Genomic DNA, 23,001 nt, shown 5'->3' on the forward strand with positions numbered 1-23,001 from the left:
CGCTACTTTTTAGGTTTTCGTGAAGAACTATATTTAGATTTAGACTTTTTAGCTTTATGGTCTGCAGATTTGTCACGGCTGATCTCTGTAGATGTCGCTTTGTTACTCCGATAGCCACGGGTGTTTTTAGATACGCTTTTTAGCAAGCTGACACGATTACTTACTTCAAATCCTGGCTTTACAATGCGTTTAATTTTACTACCTATTAATTTTTCAATTCGTGCAACTGTACTTTCTTCTTCACGGCTTACAAAAGATATTGCATAACCTTGGTTGCCGGCGCGTCCAGTTCTGCCTATTCTATGAACATAATCTTCTGGCAGGTAGGGCAGATTGAAATTTACGACATAGTCCAAACCTTGAATATCTAAGCCTCTTGCAGCTACTTCTGTGGCAATCAATACTTGTAGTTTAGCTGATTTGAAATCTGCAATCGCACGTCTTCTTGCTCCTTGGCTCTTATCTGAATGACAAACCGCTGCATCAATTTTACTCAGCTTTAAGGCTGCCATTAAGCGATCTGCTTGCTCTTTAGTACTGGTAAATACTAATACTTGAAACCAATTTTTTTCTTTTAATAAGGAATTAAATAGGTCTACTTTTCGAGACTCTTCAACCGGATACATGACATGGGAAACTGTATCGGCTGTGGTATTTATTTTGGTGACTCGTATTTCAGAGTGATTACGCAATACTTTGTGGGATAGTTCATTTACGGCTGCTGAGCTAGTCGCTGAAAATAACAAGGTTTGACGATTTTTGGGTGTCTGAATAAGTAAGTTTTGCACATCAGCAATAAAGCCCATATCTAACATTCTGTCTGCTTCGTCTAACACTACGAATTCTGCATGGGCTAAAGTAACGTTACTTAAAGATATGTGTTCCATCAAACGCCCAGGGGTAGAAATAAGAATATCGACACCTTGTTTTAATTTTGCACTTTGGCCGCCCATTTTGACCCCTCCATATAAGGCAGTCACCGTGATGTCACAAAACTGGGTGTAATTACCAATTGCATTAGCGAGTTGTTCGGCCAGCTCTCTGGTTGGCGTTAAAATGAGTGCTCTAGGATTATTGGGGATCCTAGCTTTAGGTACGTCTAGTATCTGCTGGATGATCGGCAGTGAAAATGCGGCGGTTTTACCTGTACCGGTTTGAGCATTAACTAGTAAGTCTTTGCCTCTGCGTGCTGGTACAATGGCTTGTTCTTGCACAGGCGTCATCTCAGTATAGCCACAGACGTTGAGTGCCTCTTGGATTTCACTGGCTAAACCTAAATTTGAAAATTTCATATTATTCCTAAACCTGGCAAAAATGAGCGCGGAATATACAGCATTTATTAACAAAATGGTATTCGCTAATCTTAGAATTGGAATATAGAACAGTGTTTACCGGTTAATTGTGGGACAGTTTGCTTCGAAGTAGGTTGGTTAACAATGAGCGAATAGATCAAAAGATAAGTGTATTAAACAAAATATGTCGAGATAGTATGTGTTTGTTAGGTAATATGCTTACTCAAAGTAAAAAGCCGCTAGCATGAAGAACATGCTAAACGGCCCAGGGAGTTGGCAGTTCACTACGCTGCCAATAGTAAGTCGCTATTTTAGGATGAAAAGTTCAAATTATTATGAATTTTTTTTAATAAAGTATAAATCTTTCGATTTGTTTGAGTTTTTAGGATGAAATTATGAATAAGTGCGGTGTTTCTTTGATGGTTGTTCTAATGCTAGTAGGGTGTGATAAAAATGAGGTGGGAGATATTTCATTGGGAGCGTTTACAACTAAAGATATTAAGCTTAATACTCTAGTTGACCCCATTGTTACAGGGGTGACTTGCCATGTAGCCAGTATCGAAGCTGACCTTAGTTTGTCCGATCCATCAGATAGTTCCATCGCGTGTCGTCAAACCGGTGAAATTACCTTAGCTATGATTGATGCCATAGATAAATCAAAATCTGGTGATGTAGTGTTTAAAAAGTCAAGAAGTATCTTTTTTAAAAGCATGAAAATTAGACGTATTTATGATGAACAGAGTCAAACTTTGATGTATGTGTCCTATTCGACAAAAGAAACATCTGGGAGTTTTAAGCATAGTTTGTCAACTGTTCCATTATGGGGTACTCAAGCTTATAAAAATCTACTAAACCAAGGGGGGGAGCGGCTAGTTCTTTAATCAAACTAGGTAGAGCTAGAGAATGTTGCACTCTTTGGTTCAATTCTAAATTTGAAAATACTGAAAATGTATGAGGTTGGTCATAATTTTAATCACACCTGTTTTAAAGAGATTTTAACCAACTAAGTTTTAACCTTTCTATAAGGTATTACTTGCTTTTATCTGAATTTTACAACTACTTACTAGTGATTATACAAAACTACGACTTGCGCCCATTTTTATACTTGCCTAATTATTGTTGTTTACCGTGAACCAAATATTAACCTTCAACGACCTTTAATATATGAAACGAAGTAGCGAACAAATTCTTACAGAGTGGCTGGTCATTAATTGTCAAATGGGCGATGTGATTGCTATGCAAAAACTGTTAAAAATTTGGTATCCAAAGTTGTTGCGGTATGCCTTTCGTCAGATTGGAGATCAGCAGAAGTCTGAAGACGCGGTTCAAAATGCTTTAGAAACAATGAGCGCTAAACTAAACAAGCTGAAAGACAGCGCTGCCTTTCCAAAGTGGATTTATCAAATTCTTCATCATAAATGTGTGGATATTATCCGCCAAAATCAGCGACAAAAAAACATAGTAAATAGTTATCAAGAGTTTGTTTACTCAGAAAATGAATATCTTCTTAATGCAAAAACTGAGGATAATTTGTGTTTTGATGAAATGGTTAACCATTTGCCCACTGAAATATATCAACTAGTACATTTGTATTATTTAGAAGGATTAAGTGTTGTGGAAATACAGCAAGTTTTGGATATACCTTTAGGTACAGTTAAATCTCGCTTACACCATGCTCGTAAATTGATAAGAAATAATTTAACAGGAGATTGAGATGAGTGATTTAAATCAGAAAATTTTAGAAGCCCTTAAAAATGATGAGAAAGCCGAAGGCTTTTCAGAGGAGCAAGCTAATGCATTACAGTTAATTACTAAAAGCTTTAATGGGACTTTTCGGTTAACCTTCGCTGTTATTGTGTTATTACAGATCATTTTTGTTGGTCTAGCTATTTACTGTGGTTATCATTTAATAAATGAGTTAGATATTGGTTTAAAGATAAATTGGTTGGCTGGAACATTGTTAAGTGGAGTCGCTTTTGCAATTAGTCGTTTATGGTTTTTTATGGAATTGAATCGTTTGTCTGTCCTTAGGGAAATAAAAAGGGTCGAGCTGCAAGTTTCTCTGTTGGCTAAGCGATAACATTCAGTGTTATGTATGCAGTGTTTTGCAAGTAGAGCTATTAATCGAAATATAAAATTATGTACGCTAGTTGGGATACAGAAGTGGCACCCTTGATAGTTGGAGTTAGCTTAATTTAATGAAGTTACAAAACATTTTTGTTGCAAGTATTCTGGGGATATTTGTTTCTTTTATCACCTTAGCTGAAAGTGCGCATTTAGCCGTTGCTGCTAATTTTCGACAATGTATGCTGGCCTTAGTTACTGAATTAGAAAAAGAATCTAACCATAGGTATGTCTTATCTTTTGGCTCGTCTGGCAAATTTTACGGACAAATATTGCACGGCGCTCCATTCGATATGTTTTTTTCGGCTGATGTTGTTAAGCCTCTAGCAGTTAGTGACGCTGGTTTAGGTGTCTCTAACAGCCGATTTACTTATGCTATCGGTCGACTGACCTTAGTAAGCAGATTTAAAAAGAGTGCATTGGAGCTAGAACAGATACTTATTAACGGAGCTTTCAATAAAGTTTCTATAGCAAACCCCAAATTTGCTCCCTATGGTATGGCCAGTCTAGAAGCATTAGAGCATTTAAATCGACTTGATGAATCAAAGTCTAAATGGGTTTTGGGAGAAAATATCGCCCAGGCTTATCAATTTGTAGACTCTGGAAATGCCGATTTAGGATTTGTAGCTTTGTCTCAAGTGATGCTGGAGCAAAAATATACGGGTTCATATTGGTTAATTCCGAGTAGTTGGCATAAACCAATTCAACAACAAGCCATCATATTAAATAAGGCTAAAAGTAATTCAGCGGCGTTAGCGTTAATTAATTTTATACATTCTAAAAAAGGCAATGAAATTCTGACAAATTATGGTTATCTAACTTTAGAGAACAACCCAGTTTGAGCTTATCTCCTGATGATCTAGACGCCATTTGGCTTACATTGCGGTTAGCTACATGTGTCACACTACTGTTGTTATTGTTGGCAACCCCACTAGCTTGGTGGTTAGCTAAGACAAAATCCTGGTTGAAAGTGCCTATAGGGGCGTTAGTCGCTTTACCTTTGGTCTTGCCCCCAACAGTTTTGGGTTTTTATTTGTTGGTGTTTATGGGGCCTAATGGGCCTATTGGTGAATTCACACAAGGTTTGGGATTAGGTACATTACCTTTTACCTTTTCTGGGCTGGTTATAGCTTCAATGATCTATTCTTTACCTTTTGTTGTTCAGCCAATTCAAAATGCAATTCAAAGTATCGGTGATAGCCCTATAGAAGTAGCTGCAACTTTGGGAGCTGGGCCATTTGACAGATTTTTTAGTGTGGTTTTACCATTAGCGAAACCAGGCTTTGTAACAGCCGCTATTCTTGGGTTTGCACATACAGTGGGCGAGTTTGGAATAGTGTTAATGATAGGAGGTAGTATCCCAAAAGAAACGAGAGTGGTGTCTATTCAAATCTATGACCATGTTGAAGCATTACAATATGATAACGCCCATTTTCTTGCAGCAATTATGTTGAGCTTTTCGTTTATTGTGTTACTGGGTTTATATGGTTTTCAACGTAAACGTTCTGGTATAGGGCTACATTATGGTAGGTGAGCCTTCGGGTATCGAACAGCAAATATTAAAGGCACGCTTTCAATTAATGCATGCTAATAGAAGTAATGGTTGTTTTACTCTTGATGTTGACTTTTCAGTTCAGTCTAAGGGCGTGACTGCAATTTCTGGTGAGTCTGGTTCTGGTAAAACAACCTTGTTACGCTGTATTGCTGGTTTACAAAAATCCCCATCGGCCTATTTGTCTTTTAATGGTGAAGTTTGGCAAGATAAGGCTACCTTTAAAGCTACCCATAAGCGGTCAATTGGTTACGTCTTTCAAGATCCAAGCTTGTTTGAGCATTTAACGGTCATGGGTAATTTATCTTATGCCATTAAACGCGCCAGTAATAAGCCTAGTGATGCATTCTATTCACAAGTTATTGATGTTTTGGGTATAAAAAATTTATTAGCACAGGGGGCAAATCAACTTTCTGGAGGTGAAAAACAAAGAGTAGCGATTGCACGAGCATTGCTATTAAAGCCTAAATTACTATTGATGGATGAGCCTTTAGCTTCTTTAGATGTAAAACGTAAGCTAGAGATTTTGCCTTATCTAGGTAAGTTAAAAGCCAGTTTTGGAATTCCTGTTTTATATGTAACTCACTCTGTGGATGAAATTATGAGTTTAGCAGACCGCGTTCTAATCTTGGAAGGTGGTAAGTTAGTTAACCAAGGTGGCGTCCCAGAGTTGGTTTCAAATATTCATTTTGCAGCACAAACTCGTGATGACATAGGTATTGTTCTTGATTGCAATATTTTAGAAGTAGATGAGCAATGGCAATTGATGAAAGTGGCGTTTGACGGGGGGCAACTATGGTTACCCAAGCGGCGAGATGAATTATCAAATTCACAATGTAGATTAAAAATACTGGCAAATGATATTAGCGTAACCATAGAGTCACAGCGTGATACTAGTATTTTAAATCAATTGCCTGTAGAAGTAATTGCAATGATCCCCGAAGATGCGTGCGCAACTTCGCTGCTAAAAGTTAAAGCTGGCGCTACGACTATACTTGTCAGGGTAACGAACAAGTCTTTATCGCAACTTGCATTAGTAAGTGGTCAAAAAGTATGGATACAAGTGAAAACAGTAGCGATTATTCGCTAGCACAAGCTTGTTTACACCTTTTTGAAATCCTAAGTAGGGTGGTAGGCCTTAACCATTTGTGCAATTTGCTCTCGCATCCAAATGTGAGCATCATCCAAGTCAGAGCTAACATGCCAATATAAAAAGTACTCAAGTAAAGGTAACTCAAAGGGCATTTCATAGAGGGATAAGTCATAATGCTTGGCAAGGTGATAAGGAAGACAGGCAATCAGCTCGGTTTTAAATACGGCTGAAGGGACGGTTAAAAAATGTTGTCCACGCATTACTACTGTTCGTTTTTCTCCTAATTTATCTAGCGCAACCTCTATTGGTCCTGGTCCTGTTCTTCTTTGGGATACATTGATATGCCCAAGTCTTAAAAAGGCCTCTAGGCTCATACCATTAGTAAGATCTGGATGATTTTTACGGGCAATAACCACGAAGCGATCTTGTGCTAGTTTTTGTTTACAAAGGTATTGATCACTAAAAGATGACGCATCGGCATAGAAATCTAGGTTACCACTAGCCATTGCCGACACAATATTTTTACGACTCACTTCGTAATTAGTTACAGATATTTTAGGGGCACTCTTTTGCAATAACGCTAGCAACCTGGGCATTATTGTTGCTTCTAATAAATCTCTGGTCGCAAAACTATAGGTCTTTTCAGCCTTTAAAGGGTCGAAAATATGACTCTCTTGAACACTTTTTCTTAACAGTCCTAAGGCTTCTCTCGCTGGGCCTATAATATTCTGCGCCACAGGGGTTGGCGTCATACTATGTCCTGTTCTTACAAATAATGGATCGTTCAACATTTCTCGTAAGCGAGCCAGTGAATTACTTACTGCTGGTTGCGTTATACATAAGACATCTGCGGCTTTGGTTAGGCTACCTGCAGTGTAGATAGCGTCAAAAACAGCAAATAGATTCAAATCAATACGGTGTAAATTCATGGAAAAGTACTCATGTGGCGAATTCACCAGATGATACGTTATTTATTAGTTAAATCAATGTTAAAGTATGTTAAATATTCATTATATTGATATTTTAATTCTTGCTAGAGTAGGTTGACTAAATTCTTTGTTGGAGATTTGTATGAATAAAAAATTATTGGAATTAATGGAAGGGGAACAGTTGCCTGTTAGTGAATGGGTGAAAATAAAACAATCAGATATCAATTTATTTGCTGAAGCGACGGGTGATCATCAATGGATACATGTTGACGAAGATCGTTGCGCTAAAAGTAGCCCTTTTGGCTGTACCATAGCCCATGGATATTTCTCTGTTACTCTAATACCTCAATGCCTTTATGGTTGTATTCAAGTCGACCCTAAATTTCCAACATTGCTCAATTACGGAGTTGATAAAATCCGTTTCATTGAGCCTGTTCGCGTTAGCGATAAAATTCGTTTTCATTCAACTTTAAAAAAAGTGGAACGAAAAGCATCAGGTCGCTTATTTCATTTTGAAACTACTGCGGAAATTGAAAATAGAGACAAACCAGCTTTAAAGGGCGTATTTCTTACTTTACTAGTGGGTGCAACTTAACCTTGCCTCATCTTTACAAGACGTAGTTATTTTCTATTTTAATACTTGATTTGGCTACGTTTAGTATTCTTTCTGCCTACTTTAGTATATCTGGTCAGACCATCTGGTCTTGTTATGTTTACATATAAATAACAATTTATTTACACTTGGTCTTAAGCCGCCTACTATATTTTTAAGTTCTGAAATGTTCGTTCTTCAGACACTTATTAATAACAACATTATTGGAGTTAAATTGTTCAGCGACTTTTGACGTTATAGGTTTTTAGTCTGAGGTCTTTGTAAGTGTATTTAATATCTAATAATCACCCACTGGGAACACAGTATGAGACTAAAAACACAATTAACGATATTGGCTGCAGCAATTTCTACTCAACTTTTTGCAGCAAACAATGTTGCTTTTGCGCAAGAACAGGAAGTTGAACAAGATCAAGAAATAGAATTAATTATGGTGACAGGTAGCTTTGTGAGACGTAGCGAAAATTTCGAATCACCATCCCCTTTAGCAGTAATTAATAGTACTAATATCGATTCTATTGGTGCAAAAAGTATAGCTGACATAACTCAATCACTCACTATAAATACTGGGGCTGAAAATAACCCTGATGCATTCACGCAAAACGCGACCGCTGGCACATCTAATATTAATTTACGCGGTCTAGGTGTTGCTTCAACGCTAGTGTTGTTAAATAGCAAACGACAGGTAGTAAATTCACAGCCAACAAACGAGGGCTTGAATTTTGTTGATACAAGTTCTTTAGTACCTATGATTGCAATTGACCGTATGGAAGTGATTAAAGATGGCGCCTCAGCCTTATATGGTTCAGATGCTGTGGCCGGTGTCGTTAACTTTATTACTAAACGTAATTATGAAGGTGCTAAAGTGACGCTGGATTATCAAGATGGAGCTTATGGTGATAACAGCGAATATAATATTCAAGGGCTTTGGGGAGCTGTTGGTGACAAGGGCAGCGTAATGGGCGCATTAAGTTATACCAATCGTTCTCCTTTATTCATAAGCGATAGACGTTTATCTCGTCCTCAAGATGACACTAGTAACTTGGGTAACCCTGGTTCATTTTTTGGTGTTCCTGGCGTCCCTGCAGGTGTACCCGTTATTGATCCCACAGGATGTGAGGAATTTGGGGGGACTATTAATGATCTTGGAGCGGGTATTCCTGGCATTGGATTATGTCAATTTGATTTTGGACCTGGGTATTCTTACGTACCAAAAGAGTCACGATTAAATGTTTATTTTAGTGGTACTTATGAATTTGACAACGATATGGTTTGGACTTCGGAGATAAGTTTGGCACGTAATCGAGCTGAACGGGGTGGAGCACCTAGCTTCCCAATTCTAACTGGTCCTGTTGTACCAGCTAGTCATCCTGATAATGTGTTTGGCGCAGATGTTGTATTTTTTGGCCGTGCAGAGGGAAATGGTATTGACGCTGATCCAGCGAATACAGAGTCAGATACATTCCGCTTTAATACAATGTTAACAGGTGAGCTTGAAGACGGTTTTTGGGAATTAAGTTATACCAACGCCAGTAATGATTTCATGTTTAGGGTTGAAGATGTTATCAAAGATAAATTTACCCTTGCATTAAATGGTTTAGGGGGCCGTGGTTGTGATCCTATTTCGGGCACTCCAGGTGAAGGGCTGTGTGAATATTTCAACCCATTTGCTACATCGTATACAACATCGCCTAATTCCGAAAATGTTATTAACTCATTTTCCGGTGAACAAGTTATCGATTCAAATGCAGATTTAGAAGTACTAGAAGGCTTTGCTTCTATTAGTGTTTTCGAAATGGATGGCGGCACAGCTGGTCTGGCATTTGGTGCTCAGTATAGAAAGGAGCAACTGAGCCAGGACTATGATGCCTTATCTAATGAAGATTCCTTTACATTTGTTATTGGCAATCCTGATTTAAAAGGTGACTTAGACGTAATAGCGGCCTTTGCAGAGCTTGCATTACCTGTTCTTGATACTCTTGACGTGCAACTAGCGTTGCGTTACGAGGATTACGGCGGCACTATTGGTGATACCCTCGATCACAAATTGGCGTTTAACTATCGAGCGACGGATGATTTTTCACTGAGAGCATCATTATCATCATCATTTAGAGCACCATCAATATTTATGCGTGACGGCGGTGCAACAAGTTTGCAGCAATTATCCGATCCTTTAATAGGAGGTGGAAGTGCTTTTGCAGCGGTAAGAACCTCGGGTAATGAAGATTTAACTCCTGAAGAGTCGGATGCTTACAACCTTGGTTTCTCATTTGAACCCTTAGATGATTGGTCTATCGAGATGGATTATTGGAATTTTGATTTTGAGAATCTGATAATTCAAGAAAATGCACAAGCTATATTAAATTTGGACCCTTCAGATACGACTCGATTAAACCGAGCTGGAGATCCTGAAACCGGTCCTCTTATAGGTGTCAACAACACCTATGTTAACGCAAGTTCGTTAAATACGGCTGGGGTTGATTTCGTAACTAGTTATAAAATTGATACCGAGAGTGCTGGTACGTTCACCCCAAATATTACAGCCACATACGTCACTAAGTATGACTTAGATGATCCCCAAGCAGGAAAAATAGACGGTGTTGGGCGCCGTAACTTTTCAAATATTGGTGTGTCGTCTCCTGAGTTACGTGCAAACTTTGGTTTAGGTTGGCAAATGGAGGCTTACAGTGCCAATGTTTATATACGCTATATTAGTTCATATGATGACGACCAAAACTGTGCTGACGGTAATGCCTATACAAGCAGCTGTGCGGTGGGCTTTAAAGAAGTGGATAGTCATGTGACATATGACGCACAATTTAATATTAATGTGTCTGCCTTACTTGAGACAGAAACTGAATATGTATTTACACTTGGTGGGGTTAACCTTACCAATGAGAATCCTCCACAATTATTTACCAATAGTGGCTTCGACTCAAAAGTACACGATCCAAGAGGTCGACAAGTATATGCTAGGTTGGCAATTGAATTTTAATACATACAATGAGTTACTAATTCCCGATTAGTTCGGGAATTTTTTTATCTTTATTTTTGCTCGTTAAGATAAACCAAACATGTTAATTGCGTAGAGTTAACTGTCCAAATAGGGGGATAATTTTGAGCAAGGAGATAATCAATATGAAGCTATATTCAGATCAGCAAATGCAGAAAGCATTAACCCAACTTAACTCAGAGCTATATGACGGGCACAGGTGGTCTGTTGAAAATCATAAACTAATAAAATCTTTTACTTTTAAAAACTTTATTGATGCATTTGGATGGATGTCACAAATAGCAATTTGTGCAGAAAAATTAAATCATCATCCCGATTGGTCAAACTCCTACAACAAGGTGGTTGTTTCACTTACCACACATGAACTTGGTGGTCTCAGTGAGCTTGATTTTAAACTAGCAGAGAAAATGGATTTCTACATTAAATAAAAATTTCTAGTAAAATTTAAAGTGCTACCGAGTTGCAAAATCAATATATCTGATGATTATTTCAACATCCTGTATGTAGATTGAGCGGTTACACAGCTTTTTAATCTTTATAGGTATTAACTGCTTGCACCCCAATCTTTGCTATGTATAATACGCCCCACTCAAGACGAGGCAGTTGTAAAACAGCTTTCAATTGAAGAAGATTTCAAGCGCGGGATGGAGCAGTCTGGTAGCTCGTCGGGCTCATAACCCGAAGGTCGTAGGTTCAAATCCTGCTCCCGCAACCATATTTTGTATCATTAAAATTAACGTTTTAAAGGAACAAATAGCTGCTTGCAAATAGGTAATATTTGCGAATTAAAAGATTTCAAGCGCGGGATGGAGCAGTCTGGTAGCTCGTCGGGCTCATAACCCGAAGGTCGTAGGTTCAAATCCTGCTCCCGCAACCATATGATTAAAACCATAGCTAAATATTAAATTAGTTATGGTTTTTTTTTGATTCAAATAATGTAACTCGTATTTACATTCAAAATATTACTGGTTTCTTTTAGTAATATTATCAGATTTTAGTTTTTTATTTAAAAAAGCACATCTAGCTAGTATTTTATTCGTTAAAATCATAGGTTTTTGGGTATTCAGTAGGGCACACTGTTGCAAGTATCTTAGCTGGTCTGTACAATACGTCGCACTTGAGAAGTGAACTCCCTCATCAATTGATGATAGTAACGCTTTATTTGTGGGAACTGTTCGAGATGTTTTTTGATTAATTATCTTTATTTAAGTTGCTCTCGTAGCCCGCAACCACTTTTAGAATTTGGTACAATGCCATATTTCTAGTTTAATAGTGGACTAGGGTCCAGAAACAAATTCCCCCGCTTGTACGGGGTTTTTTGTGTTCGTAATTTATACTCTTGATGGTAAATGTAAGAGTCTACGGGTAATTCATATTTTCTGGGCATTCGGCCCTTTTTTTGTTTCTGGAGCAATATTTTGTCGCAACTCGAACAAAAGTTAACTGAGATGTTAACGTCGCCAGTCGAAGCTTTAGGTTTTGAAATGGTAGGTGTTGAGTTTATCCGAGCCGGTAAACATTCAACATTAAGAATATATATTGATCATCCCGATGGTATTGGTGTGGAGCATTGTGCAGAGGTAAGTCATCAAGCAAGCGCAGTGTTAGATGTGGAAGATCCAATTAGTACGGAATACAACTTAGAAGTGTCGTCACCAGGAATGGATAGGCCTTTGTTTAAAGAAGCTCATTACCAAGCCTGTTTAGGTGAAGTGGTTTCAGTAAAATTAAAGATCCCTATGGGTGATAGACGTAACTATAAAGGTAAGGTGTTAGGGTGCGAAGCAGGTAACCTAACGTTAGAAGTTGATAACCAAACTCATGTTTTGGCTATTGCAAATATAGAGAAAGGTAATCTCGTCCCCTCTTTTGATTAAGATGGTGACCTGACAAGGGCTTTCGTAAGAGAGTAATCAGTGAGGCAACAATGAATAAAGAAATTTTGTTAGTGGCTGAAGCCGTTTCAAACGAAAAACAGGTTCCAAGAGAAAAAATCTTTGAGGCATTAGAATTTGCTATTGCCAGTGCCACTAAAAAGAAAAATGAAGGCGAAATTGAAGTACGTGTAAGTATTGACCGCGAAACTGGTAATTTTGATACGTTTCGTCAATGGTTGGTAGTTGCAGATGATCATGAGCAAGAAAACCCAATGGCTGAAATGTCTCTATCTGCTGCGCAGTTAGATGAACCTGATATTCAATTAGGCGACTTTGTTGAAGATCAAATTGAATCTATCGCATTTGACCGAATCACAACACAAACAGCTAAACAAGTTATCGTGCAGAAAGTACGTGAAGCTGAACGTGACCAAGTAATAGCTGAATATCAAGACCGTGTTGGTGAGTTAGTTACTGGTACAGTTAAAAAGGTAAATAGAGATAACGTTATTATTGATTTAGGCAATAATGCTGAAGGCGTAATTTACCGTGATGACATGTTACCTCGTGAAACATTTCGTCCTGGTGACAGAGTGCGTGGTTTACTTTACGTGATTCGCCCTGAAGCACGTGGTGCTCAATTGTTTATTAGCCGAACTCATCCTGATATGTTGGTTGAGTTATTCCGCATTGAAGTGCCTGAGATTGCTGAAGAAACCTTAGATATAAAAGCAGCAGCTCGTGATCCAGGTTCTAGAGCAAAAATTGCTGTAAAAACTAACGATAAGCGTCTTGACCCAGTAGGTGCTTGTGTGGGTATGCGTGGCTCTCGAGTCCAAGCCGTATCTGGTGAGTTAAGTGGTGAGCGCGTAGATATTGTGCTTTGGGATGATAATCCAGCTCAGTTCGTTATTAATGCTATGGCTCCAGCTGAGGTATCTTCAATCGTTGTAGATGAAGATAAACAGTCTATGGATGTCGCAGTCGAGCCTGATAATTTAGCGCAAGCTATAGGGCGTAGTGGTCAAAATGTTCGATTAGCAAGCCAACTTACAGGTTGGGAATTGAATGTTATGACAACTGAAGAGTTAAGCTCAAAACACGAAGAAGAAAACGCTAAGGTACTAGGCGTATTTACTAACGGTTTGGATATTGATGAGGACTTTGCTTCTGTATTAGTAGATGAAGGTTTTACTACATTAGAAGAAATTGCTTACGTTCCAATCAATGAATTGTTAGAAATAGAAGGCCTAGAAGAAGAGATGGTAGAGGAGCTGCGTAGCAGAGCTCGTGCAACCTTAACCACTCGAGCTTTGGCAAACGAAGAAACCTTGGAAGCAGCAGAGCCTAAAGAGGAACTGTTGAATCTTGAAGGGATGGACAAACATCTTGCCTATATGTTGGCCAGTCGCGGGATCACTGATCTTGAAGGACTTGCAGAACAGGGCACAGATGAAATTTCAGATATAGAAGAACTAAGCGAAGAAAAAGCCGGTGAGTTGATCATGGCCGCTCGTAACATCGTTTGGTTCAACGAAGAATAGGTCACCAGGAGGAATACCAATTATGGCAGAAGTATCCATAGAAAAACTCGCCACTGATATAGGCACTTCAATTGACCGTTTGGTTCAACAATTTAAAAGTGCAGGTATTGTTAAAGCAGCCGGTGACAGTGTAACAGAGGACGAAAAACGTGTTTTGTTAGACTTTTTAAGCAAACAGCACGGTGGAAACGGTTCAGAAGCCCCTAAACGTATGACGTTGCAACGAAAGACAACCAGTACACTAAACATGGGGAAGTCGAAAGCTGTAACTGTTGAAGTGCGTAAAAAGCGTACTTACGTGAAACGCTCAGAAGTTGAAGAAGCTAAAATGGCTGAGGAAGAAGCTAAACGTTTAGCCGAAGAACAGCAACTTAAGCTTGAAGCCGAGCAAAAAGCAGCTGAAGCGGCCAAAAAAGCAGCTGAAGAGAAAGCAATTAAAGCTGCAGAAGCAAAAGTTAAAGCAGATGCTGAACGTGCAGCTCGTGCTGAAAAAGCTAAAGAAGTCGCTGAAGCTCGTCAAGCTGAAGAGTCAGTATTGAGCCCTGAAGAGCAAGCTGAGCAAGATCGTATTCGTGCAGAAGCTGAAAAGCTTCGTAAAGCTCAAGAAGAAGAAACCCAGCGTAAGCTTGAAGAAGATGCTAAAAATGCGGCTGAAGAAGCTAAAAAACTAGCAGAAGAGAATTCTAGACGTTGGAAAGAAGAAGAAGAGCGTCGTAAGAAGCAAGAAAAAGAAGAAGTCCATGTGCATTCGAACCGTTATGCTCAAGAAGCCGAAGACGTAGAAGATATGCAATCAGAGCGTGGCGGACGTAGACGTAAGAAGTCTAAGAAAAATGCCGGTTCTGAACTTAAACACGCATTTAATAAGCCAGCAGCACCCGTTGAAAAAATGGTACGTATTGGCGAAACCATTACGGTTGGTGAGTTAGGTAGCAAGTTGGCAATTAAAGCCACTGAAGTTATCAAAACACTTATGAAAATGGGTGAAATGGTTACCATTAACCACGTACTTGACCAAGAAACTGCTGTATTAGTAGTTGAAGAAATGGGTCATAAATATGAATTAGTTAATGACAATGCATTAGAAGATGAGTTAATCGCTGATGTGACTGGTGGTGAAAAAGCTAGTCGTGCACCTGTTGTAACTATCATGGGCCACGTCGATCACGGTAAAACTTCATTATTGGATTACATTCGTCGTGCCAAAGTCGCAGACGGTGAAGCCGGTGGTATTACTCAGCATATCGGTGCTTACAGTGTTGAAACTGACAACGGCCGAATTGCATTTTTAGATACTCCAGGTCACGCCGCCTTTACAGCTATGCGTGCTCGTGGAGCAACTGCTACTGATATTGTTATTCTAGTAGTAGCTGCAGATGATGGTGTGATGCCGCAAACCAAAGAAGCGGTTCAGCATTCAAAAGCTGCTGGCGTACCGTTAATTGTAGCGGTTAACAAAATTGATAAAGAAGCAGCTGATCTAGATAGAGTTAAAACTGAATTATCACAAATCGAAGTGATTTCAGAAGAGTGGGGCGGCGAACACCAGTTTGTTAATGTTTCTGCTAAAACCGGTCAAGGTGTAGATGAGTTATTAGAAGCTATCAACTTACAAGCTGAAGTACTTGATTTACAAGCCGTACCTACTGGTCCTGCTAAGGGTATTGTTATTGAGTCTCGTCTTGATAAAGGACGTGGTCCAGTTGCCTCAGTACTTATTCAAGAAGGTGAGCTAAAAGCCGGTGACATTATGTTGTGTGGTGAAGAATACGGGCGTATTCGAGCTATGCGGGATGAAAATGGTAAGGATGTGAAATTTGCAGGTCCTTCCACTCCAGTTGAAATTCTTGGTTTATCTGGTGTACCCATGGCAGGTGAAAATGCATTAGTTGTACAAGATGAGCGTAAAGCTCGTGAAGTAGCCACTAAGCGCCACACTAAACAGCGTGAAGTTAAACTAGCCAAGCAACAAAAAGCTAAGCTAGAAAACATGTTCGCAAACATGGAAGCCGGAGACGTGAGCGAGTTGAACGTTGTGCTTAAAGCTGATGTTCAAGGCTCGATTCAGGCCATCTCTGATTCTTTAACTAAATTGTCAACTGATGAAGTTAAAGTCAACATTGTTGGTAGTGGAGTTGGCGGAATTACAGAAACCGACGCAACATTAGCTGCAGCCTCAAGTGCAATCGTAGTTGGTTTTAACGTACGTGCTGATGCTTCAGCCCGTAAAATTGTTGAAACTGAAGAAATTGACTTACGTTACTACAGCATTATTTATCAATTGATTGATGAAGTTAAACAAGCCATGAGTGGTATGTTAGCGCCAGAGTTCAGGCAAGAAATCATTGGATTGGCTGAAGTGCGTGATGTATTTAAGTCACCGAAGATTGGTGCTATCGCTGGTTGTATGGTGACTGAAGGTATTGTTAAACGTAGTAACCCAATTCGTGTATTACGTGAAAACGTTGTTATTTACGAAGGTGAACTTGAGTCATTGAGACGTTTCAAAGATGATGTTCAAGAAGTCCGTAATGGCATTGAATGTGGTATTGGCGTTAAGAACTACAATGATGTTAAAGCGGGTGACCAAATCGAAGTGTTTGAAATCGTTGAAGTTAAACGAGAGCTTTAATATTTAACAAGCTAATAGGTTTTACCTATTCCGAGTTAAGTTAATTTACGGAGGCCTCGGCCTCCGTTTTGTTTGTATACAGATACATAAGTTATGTGTCAGGAGAAATCAAGATGGCAAGAGAGTTTTCACGTACCGACCGTGTCGGACAACAAATTCATAAAGAAATCGCCAGCATATTACAGAATGAATTCAAAAACCGCGATCCTCGCTTAGGTATGGTGACAGTATCAGGTGTCGAAGTTTCACGAGATTTAGCCCATGCTAAAATTTATGTAACGTTTTTTGAAAATGATGAAGAGCAAATCAAAGAATACTTAGCAATTCTTGAAGACAATAAAGGCTTCATTCGTAAACTATTAGCTAGTCGTATGCGCATGCGTGCAGTACCAGCCGTTAAATTTGTCAGAGATGGTTCTTTAACTGAAGGTATACGTATTGCTAATTTAGTGAGTGATACCTTAAACAAAGATGCAGAACGGGCAAAGATTGCTGGTCGCTCACTTGATGATAACGAAGAAGATAGTAACGAGAATAGCTAATAGATGGCCAGAAAACGAAAAGGTCGTTTAATTAACGGCATCATCCTCTTAGATAAAGGCTTAGGGTTATCATCTAATCACGCGTTACAACAAGTAAAACGCATGTTTAACGCCGCAAAAGCGGGGCATACAGGCGCTCTAGACCCACTTGCTACTGGTATGCTTCCTATATGTTTAGGTGAAGCGACAAAGTTTTCTCAGTTTCTATTAGATGCTGATAAAACCTATAAAGTTACAGCAAAACTAGGTGTAAGAACCACCACATCTGACGCTGATGGGGAAGTGGTTGAAACTAAGCCCGTTGACGTTTCTGAGCAGCAGTTAAATACAGCATGTGAGCAATTTAAGGGGCCAATCAAGCAAGTTCCTTCTATGTTTTCAGCTTTAAAGCATCAAGGTAAACCATTGTACTTTTACGCTCGCCAAGGTATCGAAATAGACAGAGAAGCAAGAGATATAACTATTTTTAGTTTGATCATCGAACGCTTTGAAGCTGATGAAGTAGATATGATAGTACATTGCAGTAAAGGTACTTATATTCGGTCTTTAGTGGATGATATTGGGCAGGTACTAGGTTGCGGTGCTTATGTTAGCAAATTACATCGTACCCAAGTGACTGATTATCCGGTAGAAAGAATGATGACGATTGAAACGCTACAAGAGATCAGAGATAAAATAGATAACGAAACAGCTGATTTATTAGATAATGAAACATTTTTTGAGTTAGATAATTTATTACTACCCATGGACTCAGCGGTAAAAGAATTATCTAAAGTAGCAATAGAAGAAATCGGCGAAGGCTTTTTCAGAAATGGTAATCCAGTGAATTTTATGGGCATGTCAGAGTTTGCTGAAGGTACTCTAGTTAGAGTGTATAGCCAGCAAAGTGGGTTATTTTTAGGGGTCGGTTTCATTGATGAAGATGGAAAAGTTGCCCCTAAACGCTCAGTCGTTTATTAATTAATAATTAGCGCTTGTTATTGTTAGATGCATAGCTATAATACGCGCTCTTTTTGGCTTGCTGAATTAGTGATCGGCGAGTTGTATCTTTAAACTCTTATATTTTGGAGAAAATTATGTCACTAAGTACACAAGAAACTGCAGCAATTATTGCTGAATATGGCGTTAAAGAAGGCGATACTGGTTCACCTGAAGTTCAAGTTGCTTTGTTAACTAATAACATCAATAAACTTCAAGGCCACTTTGCAGACCATAAAAAAGATCACCACTCACGTCGTGGACTTTTGCGTATGGTTAGTCAACGTCGTAAACTTCTTGATTACCTTAAAGGTAAAAATGTAGAGCGTTATCAAGATTTGATTAAACGTTTAGGTCTACGTCGTTAATTGACAAAGATTTTTTAAAAAGACGCGAAAGCGTCTTTTTTTATGTCTACAAAAATTATAAATAAGTGACTATTATTTTTAGTCATAAAAAAAGCGACCTTAAGGTCGCTTTTTGTTGAGTAATTACATCTATTTTTCAATTTTACTATATGGGCGTTTTGCTTCACCTGTATATAACTGGCGAGGGCGACCGATTTTTTGACCTGGTTGGCTTAACATTTCATGCCAATGAGATACCCAACCAACAGTACGTGCAAGTGCAAAAATACAGGTGAACATGTTAGTAGGAATTCCAATAGCTTTCAAAATGATACCTGAGTAGAAATCAACATTCGGGAAAAGTTTCTTTTCAGCAAAGTAGGGGTCGCTAAGAGCAATTTTTTCTAGTTCCATAGCTACGTTAAGTAGTGGATCGTCGATATTCAGTTCTTGTAATACTTCATGGCAACTTTCGCGCATTACTGTAGCCCTAGGATCAAAGTTCTTATAAACCCTATGACCAAAGCCCATTAATCTGAAATGGTCGGCCTTGTCTTTTGCGCGGGCAATAAACTCAGGAATACGATCAACAGAGCCAATTTCTTCAAGCATAGTTAAACATGCTTCGTTAGCCCCACCGTGAGCAGGCCCCCATAAAGATGCAACACCAGCAGCAATACATGCATAAGGGTTAGCACCTGATGAACCAGCTAAACGCACGGTAGAGGTAGATGCATTCTGTTCATGATCGGCATGTAAAATGAAAATTCTATCTACGGCTTTAGCTACAGCAGGCGTAATTTTATAATCTTCAGCTGGTACAGAAAACATCATGTTTAAGAAGTTCTCTGCATAGCTCAAATCGTTTCTAGGATAAACAAAAGGTTGACCTATATTATATTTGTAACACATGGCTACCATAGTAGGCATTTTAGCCACTAGACGATATGCACTACGTAATCTTTGCTCTGGGTCACTAATATCTAAATCATCGTGATAAAAAGATGACATGGCGCCAACTGTTCCACACAACATAGCCATTGGGTGAGCATCTCGTCTAAAACCTCGGAAGAAGTTATTAACTTGGTCATGAACTAAGGTATGACGAGTAATAGTATCTTTAAATTCTAAATATTCTTCGGTGTTAGGTGTTTTGTCGTGAAGAAGCATATAGCAGACTTCGATATAGTCAGCTTCTCGAGCCAAATCTTCAATCGAGTAACCTCTATGTAGCAAGATACCTTTAGCACCGTCAATGAAGGTAATTGAAGATTCACAAGAACTCGTGGCCATAAAGCCAGGATCGTGAGTGAAATAACCGGTGGCCCCCAAAGTACGGATATCAATGACATCGTTACCTTCAGTACCAGATAAAATCGGTAGTTCTACTTCTGTATCACCTGCTTTCAAAATGGCTTTGTTATCTGCCATACAATGTTCTCCTCAGAATCGTTTTTATGTTCCAAATTAGCTTTTGACGCTAAATGTAGGGGGTGAAATCGCCGCTATTTGTACTGACAATACGGCCTGATGTCAATTTTTATGCGTTTTCGTACAGTAAATATTCACTTCTTTTACATGTTAAAAGCAAATAAGATTTTTGCATAGCTTGGTTAACATCCATATTAGAACCTGTTAACACTTGATTATAACTATTGTGAATTCTAAATGAGAGAAATGTATAACGATTATTTTATTATCTTAATTTAAAGCATACCTAGAGATAAGGCAATTCAAAGATGTGTATTGTTAAAATAGTTAACCCTTTAATAATGAACAATAATTGTATTTCCGGTCGTCGCTGGATATACTTCCTTCGCTTTCCGTGCTGAAAATCAAATTGCACACTTGTTGTTAACGGTTTATTTACATGGCGTTAACAGGTTAGTGGGCATTTTTAGCTGTTAATCGACATGCTAAATGTCGATTGCAAAATGTTTAAACAACCTTCGGGTAAAAAGAGCGATAAACGTGAAAAAACAAAGACCAGTTAATTTACAACTCAATACTATTAGTTTTCCTCCCGCAGCTATTACTTCCATTCTCCATCGTATTACAGGTGTCGCACTATTTTTTGCGCTGATGTTTGTGATCTGGGCTTGGGCCGTATCTGTATCATCTTCTGATGGGTTTGCATTTGTTCAAGAACAGATGAATGGACCTTTAGGATTATTCGTTTCGATTGGAACTATTTCTGCCCTTTTGTTTCATGTGTTAGGTGGTGTTAGGCACATGATTATGGATTTGGGACATTGGGAAGAGCTTCAATCAGGTGATTTAAGTGCAAAAATTATCATTGCCGCTTGGATTATTCTTACTGTCGTAATAGGAGTTGTATTATGGTAACCGGTCAAGCAAGTTTAAAACGCAATGGCGTGCAGGATTTCGTAACGATACGAGGTACTGCTATTATCATGGTTGCGTTTGCAATATTTATGGGCGGATTTTTTGTATGTACGCCAGAAGTAACATTTGAAATTTGGAAAGATTTATTTTCAAATCTAGCTATGAAGGTATTCACCTTTGCAGCGTTAGTGTCAATTATGTTGCATGTACGTATAGGTATGTGGCAGGTGTTGACTGACTACGTTAAAGCGCCAGGCTTACGAGCGTTTATCCAATTTATTCTTAACCTTATTGCATTTGTATATGTAGCTGTAGGTTTATTTGTTTTGTGGGGTGTGTAAATGAGTATTCCTGTTCATGAGTACGATGCAGTTGTTATTGGAGCCGGTGGCGCTGGTATGCGCGCGGCATTACAAATATCAGAGTCTGGAAAATCTTGTGCATTGTTATCAAAAGTATTTCCAACACGTTCACATACAGTTTCGGCTCAAGGTGGTATTACAGTTGCCCTAGGTAACGCCCATGACGATAACTGGGAATGGCACATGTACGATACGGTAAAAGGTTCTGATTACATTGGTGATCAAGACGCTATCGAATACATGTGTAAAACTGGCCCAGAAGCGATTATCGAAATGGAGAACATGGGTTTACCTTTCTCGCGTTTTGAAAATGGAAAAATTTATCAACGTCCTTTCGGTGGACAATCAAAAGCATTCGGTGGTGAGCAAGGTGCTCGTACAGCGGCTGCGGCTGATAGAACTGGACACGCATTATTACATTTGTTGTATCAACAGAATGTTAAAAACAAAACTAAAGTATTTAGTGAATGGTATGCCCTTGATTTAGTTAAAAACCAAGACGGTGACGTTGTTGGTTGTACAGCTATTGATATTGAATCTGGAGAAGTGGTTTACTTTAAATCTAAAGCGGTTGTTCTAGCAACCGGTGGTGCAGGACGTATCTATGCCTCTACCACTAATGCTCATATAAATACTGGTGATGGCGTAGGTATGGCCTTGCGCGCTGGTGTTCCAATGCAAGATATGGAAATGTGGCAGTTCCACCCAACAGGTATAGCCGGTGCTGGTACGTTAGTAACTGAAGGTTGTCGTGGTGAAGGCGGTTACTTATTGAATAAAGATGGCGAACGTTTCATGGAGCGTTATGCTCCAAATGCTAAAGACTTAGCTGGTCGAGACGTTGTTGCTCGTTCAATGATGACAGAAATTCGTGAAGGACGTGGTTTTGATGGCCCTCTTGGTCCTCATTGTAAGTTAAAACTTGATCATCTAGGTAAGGACGTTCTTGAGTCTCGTCTACCCGGCATACTTGAGTTGTCTCGTACTTTTGCTCACGTTGATCCAGTTAAAGAGCCTATTCCAGTTATTCCTACTTGTCATTATATGATGGGCGGTATTCCAACGAATGTTGATGGCCAAGCACTAAGTATCGATGCAAATGGTAAAGAAAGCCCAATCAAAGGGTTATTTGCTTGTGGTGAAATTGCTTGTGTATCAGTACATGGTGCAAACCGTTTAGGCGGTAACTCACTATTAGATTTAGTTGTCTTTGGTCGTGCTACTGGTTTACACCTTGGCTCTGCAATTGACGGTATTGATGCTCGTGAAGCATCTAGCGATGATGTTGATGCTGCGCTCACTCGATTCAATCGTTGGGAAAACTCTGAAGCCGGTAAAGGTGAAGATCCAGTTCAAATTAAGAAAGACTTGCAACAATGTATGCAATTAAACTTCTCGGTATTCCGTGAAGGTGATGCAATGGCGACAGGTTTAAAAGAATTAGGCGAAATACGCGAAAGATTACAACATGCTCGTTTAGATGATAAGAGTAATGATTTCAATACTATGCGTATAGAATGCTTAGAGTTAGATAACCTGATGGAAACTGCCTACAGTACAGCTGTTGCCGCTAACTTTAGAACAGAAAGCCGTGGTGCACATAGTCGTTTCGATTTCCCTGAGCGTGATGATGAAAATTGGTTATGTCACTCAGTGTTCTTACCAGAAAACGATGCCATGCTTAAGCGTGAGGTGAATATGTCACCTAAATTACGCGAAGCTTTCCCACCTAAAGCAAGAACGTACTAGGAGTAACGACA

At 39.1% G+C, this 23,001-nt stretch carries 21 protein-coding genes and 2 tRNA genes; 20 read left to right on the forward strand and 3 right to left on the reverse strand.

Going from position 1 to position 23,001, the window contains the following annotated elements; genetic code table 11:
• Positions 1-2: 2 nt before the first annotated feature.
• Positions 3-1,292 carry a DEAD/DEAH box helicase gene (locus ABJE44_RS07735; protein ID WP_348112473.1) on the reverse strand — a complete coding sequence of 430 codons (1,290 nt, stop codon included), beginning with the start codon at positions 1,290-1,292 and terminating at the stop codon, positions 3-5.
• A gap of 395 nt (positions 1,293-1,687) precedes the next feature.
• Here ABJE44_RS07735 and ABJE44_RS07740 point away from each other — a divergent pair, with 395 nt between their 5' ends.
• From ABJE44_RS07740 to modC, 6 genes are all read left to right on the forward strand, one after another.
• Positions 1,688-2,173, forward strand: a complete 486-nt coding sequence (locus tag ABJE44_RS07740; protein WP_348112474.1) for a CreA family protein — start codon at positions 1,688-1,690, stop codon at positions 2,171-2,173.
• Positions 2,174-2,456: 283 nt separating this feature from the next.
• The gene (locus ABJE44_RS07745; protein WP_348112475.1) at positions 2,457-3,005 is read left to right on the forward strand and encodes an RNA polymerase sigma factor; all 549 of its coding nucleotides are present in this window, start codon (positions 2,457-2,459) and stop codon (positions 3,003-3,005) included.
• A 1-nt stretch (position 3,006) separates the two neighbouring features.
• Positions 3,007-3,372: a DUF6768 family protein gene (locus tag ABJE44_RS07750; protein ID WP_348112476.1), complete on the forward strand. Its 366-nt coding sequence runs from the start codon at positions 3,007-3,009 to the stop codon at positions 3,370-3,372.
• 118 nt (positions 3,373-3,490) lie between these two features.
• Positions 3,491-4,258 carry a molybdate ABC transporter substrate-binding protein gene (gene modA, locus ABJE44_RS07755; protein WP_348112477.1) on the forward strand — a complete coding sequence of 256 codons (768 nt, stop codon included), beginning with the start codon at positions 3,491-3,493 and terminating at the stop codon, positions 4,256-4,258.
• Positions 4,255-4,950 carry a molybdate ABC transporter permease subunit gene (gene modB / locus ABJE44_RS07760; RefSeq protein WP_348112478.1) on the forward strand — a complete coding sequence of 232 codons (696 nt, stop codon included), beginning with the start codon at positions 4,255-4,257 and terminating at the stop codon, positions 4,948-4,950. Before modA ends, modB begins: the two co-directional genes overlap by 4 nt.
• Positions 4,940-6,058: a molybdenum ABC transporter ATP-binding protein gene (gene modC, locus ABJE44_RS07765; protein WP_348112479.1), complete on the forward strand. Its 1,119-nt coding sequence runs from the start codon at positions 4,940-4,942 to the stop codon at positions 6,056-6,058. The genes modB and modC overlap by 11 nt, the downstream gene beginning before the upstream one ends.
• 29 nt (positions 6,059-6,087) lie before the next feature.
• On the opposite strand, the gene ABJE44_RS07770 is transcribed toward modC, so the two are convergent.
• Positions 6,088-6,990, reverse strand: a complete 903-nt coding sequence (locus tag ABJE44_RS07770; protein WP_348112480.1) for a LysR family transcriptional regulator — start codon at positions 6,988-6,990, stop codon at positions 6,088-6,090.
• A 142-nt stretch (positions 6,991-7,132) separates the two neighbouring features.
• Here ABJE44_RS07770 and ABJE44_RS07775 point away from each other — a divergent pair, with 142 nt between their 5' ends.
• From ABJE44_RS07775 to rpsO, 11 genes are all read left to right on the forward strand, one after another.
• Positions 7,133-7,585, forward strand: coding sequence for a MaoC family dehydratase (locus ABJE44_RS07775; RefSeq protein WP_348112481.1), 453 nt, complete (start codon positions 7,133-7,135; stop codon positions 7,583-7,585).
• Between the two features lie 322 nt (positions 7,586-7,907).
• On the forward strand, positions 7,908-10,595 hold the full coding sequence (locus tag ABJE44_RS07780) for a TonB-dependent receptor (RefSeq protein ID WP_348112482.1): 2,688 nt from the start codon (positions 7,908-7,910) through the stop codon (positions 10,593-10,595).
• Positions 10,596-10,738: 143 nt separating this feature from the next.
• Positions 10,739-11,041: a 4a-hydroxytetrahydrobiopterin dehydratase gene (locus ABJE44_RS07785; RefSeq protein ID WP_348112483.1), complete on the forward strand. Its 303-nt coding sequence runs from the start codon at positions 10,739-10,741 to the stop codon at positions 11,039-11,041.
• A 210-nt stretch (positions 11,042-11,251) separates the two neighbouring features.
• Positions 11,252-11,328, forward strand: a tRNA-Met gene (locus tag ABJE44_RS07790).
• Positions 11,329-11,413: 85 nt separating this feature from the next.
• Positions 11,414-11,490, forward strand: a tRNA-Met gene (locus ABJE44_RS07795).
• Positions 11,491-12,031: 541 nt separating this feature from the next.
• Complete coding sequence (rimP, locus tag ABJE44_RS07800) at positions 12,032-12,490, forward strand: ribosome maturation factor RimP (RefSeq protein ID WP_133470456.1); 459 nt, start codon at positions 12,032-12,034, stop codon at positions 12,488-12,490.
• Between the two features lie 50 nt (positions 12,491-12,540).
• Positions 12,541-14,034 (forward strand): transcription termination factor NusA, encoded by a 1,494-nt coding sequence (gene nusA, locus ABJE44_RS07805; RefSeq protein ID WP_348112484.1) that lies wholly within the window; start codon positions 12,541-12,543, stop codon positions 14,032-14,034.
• Positions 14,035-14,056: 22 nt separating this feature from the next.
• Positions 14,057-16,666 carry a translation initiation factor IF-2 gene (infB, locus tag ABJE44_RS07810; RefSeq protein ID WP_348112485.1) on the forward strand — a complete coding sequence of 870 codons (2,610 nt, stop codon included), beginning with the start codon at positions 14,057-14,059 and terminating at the stop codon, positions 16,664-16,666.
• A 113-nt stretch (positions 16,667-16,779) separates the two neighbouring features.
• Positions 16,780-17,208, forward strand: coding sequence for a 30S ribosome-binding factor RbfA (gene rbfA / locus ABJE44_RS07815; protein ID WP_348112486.1), 429 nt, complete (start codon positions 16,780-16,782; stop codon positions 17,206-17,208).
• Between the two features lie 3 nt (positions 17,209-17,211).
• Positions 17,212-18,168: a tRNA pseudouridine(55) synthase TruB gene (truB, locus tag ABJE44_RS07820; RefSeq protein ID WP_348112487.1), complete on the forward strand. Its 957-nt coding sequence runs from the start codon at positions 17,212-17,214 to the stop codon at positions 18,166-18,168.
• Positions 18,169-18,284: 116 nt separating this feature from the next.
• On the forward strand, positions 18,285-18,554 hold the full coding sequence (rpsO, locus tag ABJE44_RS07825; RefSeq protein ID WP_133470461.1) for a 30S ribosomal protein S15: 270 nt from the start codon (positions 18,285-18,287) through the stop codon (positions 18,552-18,554).
• Between the two features lie 129 nt (positions 18,555-18,683).
• Here rpsO and gltA read toward each other — a convergent pair whose 3' ends face one another.
• Positions 18,684-19,964 carry a citrate synthase gene (gene gltA, locus ABJE44_RS07830; protein WP_348112488.1) on the reverse strand — a complete coding sequence of 427 codons (1,281 nt, stop codon included), beginning with the start codon at positions 19,962-19,964 and terminating at the stop codon, positions 18,684-18,686.
• A 540-nt stretch (positions 19,965-20,504) separates the two neighbouring features.
• Between gltA and sdhC the strand changes: the two genes are divergently transcribed.
• Genes sdhC through sdhA form a run of 3 tightly spaced genes read left to right on the forward strand, consistent with a single transcriptional unit; the run spans position 20,505 to position 22,990 of the window.
• Positions 20,505-20,879 carry a succinate dehydrogenase, cytochrome b556 subunit gene (gene sdhC / locus ABJE44_RS07835; RefSeq protein WP_348112489.1) on the forward strand — a complete coding sequence of 125 codons (375 nt, stop codon included), beginning with the start codon at positions 20,505-20,507 and terminating at the stop codon, positions 20,877-20,879.
• Positions 20,873-21,220 (forward strand): succinate dehydrogenase, hydrophobic membrane anchor protein, encoded by a 348-nt coding sequence (gene sdhD / locus ABJE44_RS07840; RefSeq protein ID WP_348112490.1) that lies wholly within the window; start codon positions 20,873-20,875, stop codon positions 21,218-21,220. Before sdhC ends, sdhD begins: the two co-directional genes overlap by 7 nt.
• A complete protein-coding gene (sdhA, locus tag ABJE44_RS07845; protein WP_348112491.1) occupies positions 21,221-22,990 on the forward strand; it encodes a succinate dehydrogenase flavoprotein subunit in 1,770 nt (589 codons plus the stop codon).
• Positions 22,991-23,001 lie beyond the last annotated feature (11 nt).

Origin of the sequence: Paraglaciecola sp., assembly GCF_039942875.1 — a bacterium.
Lineage (GTDB): Bacteria > Pseudomonadota > Gammaproteobacteria > Enterobacterales > Alteromonadaceae > Paraglaciecola.

What these genes read in the sequence shown, in the direction of transcription:
- ABJE44_RS07745 (WP_348112475.1), top strand. Translation starts at nt 2,457, where the DNA reads ATGAAACGAAGTAGCGAACAAATTCTTACAGAGTGGCTGGTCATTAAT.
- infB (WP_348112485.1), top strand. Translation starts at nt 14,057, where the DNA reads ATGGCAGAAGTATCCATAGAAAAACTCGCCACTGATATAGGCACTTCA.
- sdhA (WP_348112491.1), top strand. Translation starts at nt 21,221, where the DNA reads ATGAGTATTCCTGTTCATGAGTACGATGCAGTTGTTATTGGAGCCGGT.
- sdhD (WP_348112490.1), top strand. Translation starts at nt 20,873, where the DNA reads ATGGTAACCGGTCAAGCAAGTTTAAAACGCAATGGCGTGCAGGATTTC.
- ABJE44_RS07735 (WP_348112473.1), bottom strand. Translation starts at nt 1,292, where the DNA reads ATGAAATTTTCAAATTTAGGTTTAGCCAGTGAAATCCAAGAGGCACTC.
- ABJE44_RS07750 (WP_348112476.1), top strand. Translation starts at nt 3,007, where the DNA reads ATGAGTGATTTAAATCAGAAAATTTTAGAAGCCCTTAAAAATGATGAG.
- ABJE44_RS07785 (WP_348112483.1), top strand. Translation starts at nt 10,739, where the DNA reads ATGAAGCTATATTCAGATCAGCAAATGCAGAAAGCATTAACCCAACTT.
- ABJE44_RS07780 (WP_348112482.1), top strand. Translation starts at nt 7,908, where the DNA reads ATGAGACTAAAAACACAATTAACGATATTGGCTGCAGCAATTTCTACT.
- modC (WP_348112479.1), top strand. Translation starts at nt 4,940, where the DNA reads ATGGTAGGTGAGCCTTCGGGTATCGAACAGCAAATATTAAAGGCACGC.
- nusA (WP_348112484.1), top strand. Translation starts at nt 12,541, where the DNA reads ATGAATAAAGAAATTTTGTTAGTGGCTGAAGCCGTTTCAAACGAAAAA.
- ABJE44_RS07740 (WP_348112474.1), top strand. Translation starts at nt 1,688, where the DNA reads ATGAATAAGTGCGGTGTTTCTTTGATGGTTGTTCTAATGCTAGTAGGG.
- rpsO (WP_133470461.1), top strand. Translation starts at nt 18,285, where the DNA reads ATGTCACTAAGTACACAAGAAACTGCAGCAATTATTGCTGAATATGGC.
- ABJE44_RS07770 (WP_348112480.1), bottom strand. Translation starts at nt 6,990, where the DNA reads ATGAATTTACACCGTATTGATTTGAATCTATTTGCTGTTTTTGACGCT.
- rbfA (WP_348112486.1), top strand. Translation starts at nt 16,780, where the DNA reads ATGGCAAGAGAGTTTTCACGTACCGACCGTGTCGGACAACAAATTCAT.
- ABJE44_RS07775 (WP_348112481.1), top strand. Translation starts at nt 7,133, where the DNA reads ATGAATAAAAAATTATTGGAATTAATGGAAGGGGAACAGTTGCCTGTT.
- gltA (WP_348112488.1), bottom strand. Translation starts at nt 19,964, where the DNA reads ATGGCAGATAACAAAGCCATTTTGAAAGCAGGTGATACAGAAGTAGAA.
- truB (WP_348112487.1), top strand. Translation starts at nt 17,212, where the DNA reads ATGGCCAGAAAACGAAAAGGTCGTTTAATTAACGGCATCATCCTCTTA.
- modA (WP_348112477.1), top strand. Translation starts at nt 3,491, where the DNA reads ATGAAGTTACAAAACATTTTTGTTGCAAGTATTCTGGGGATATTTGTT.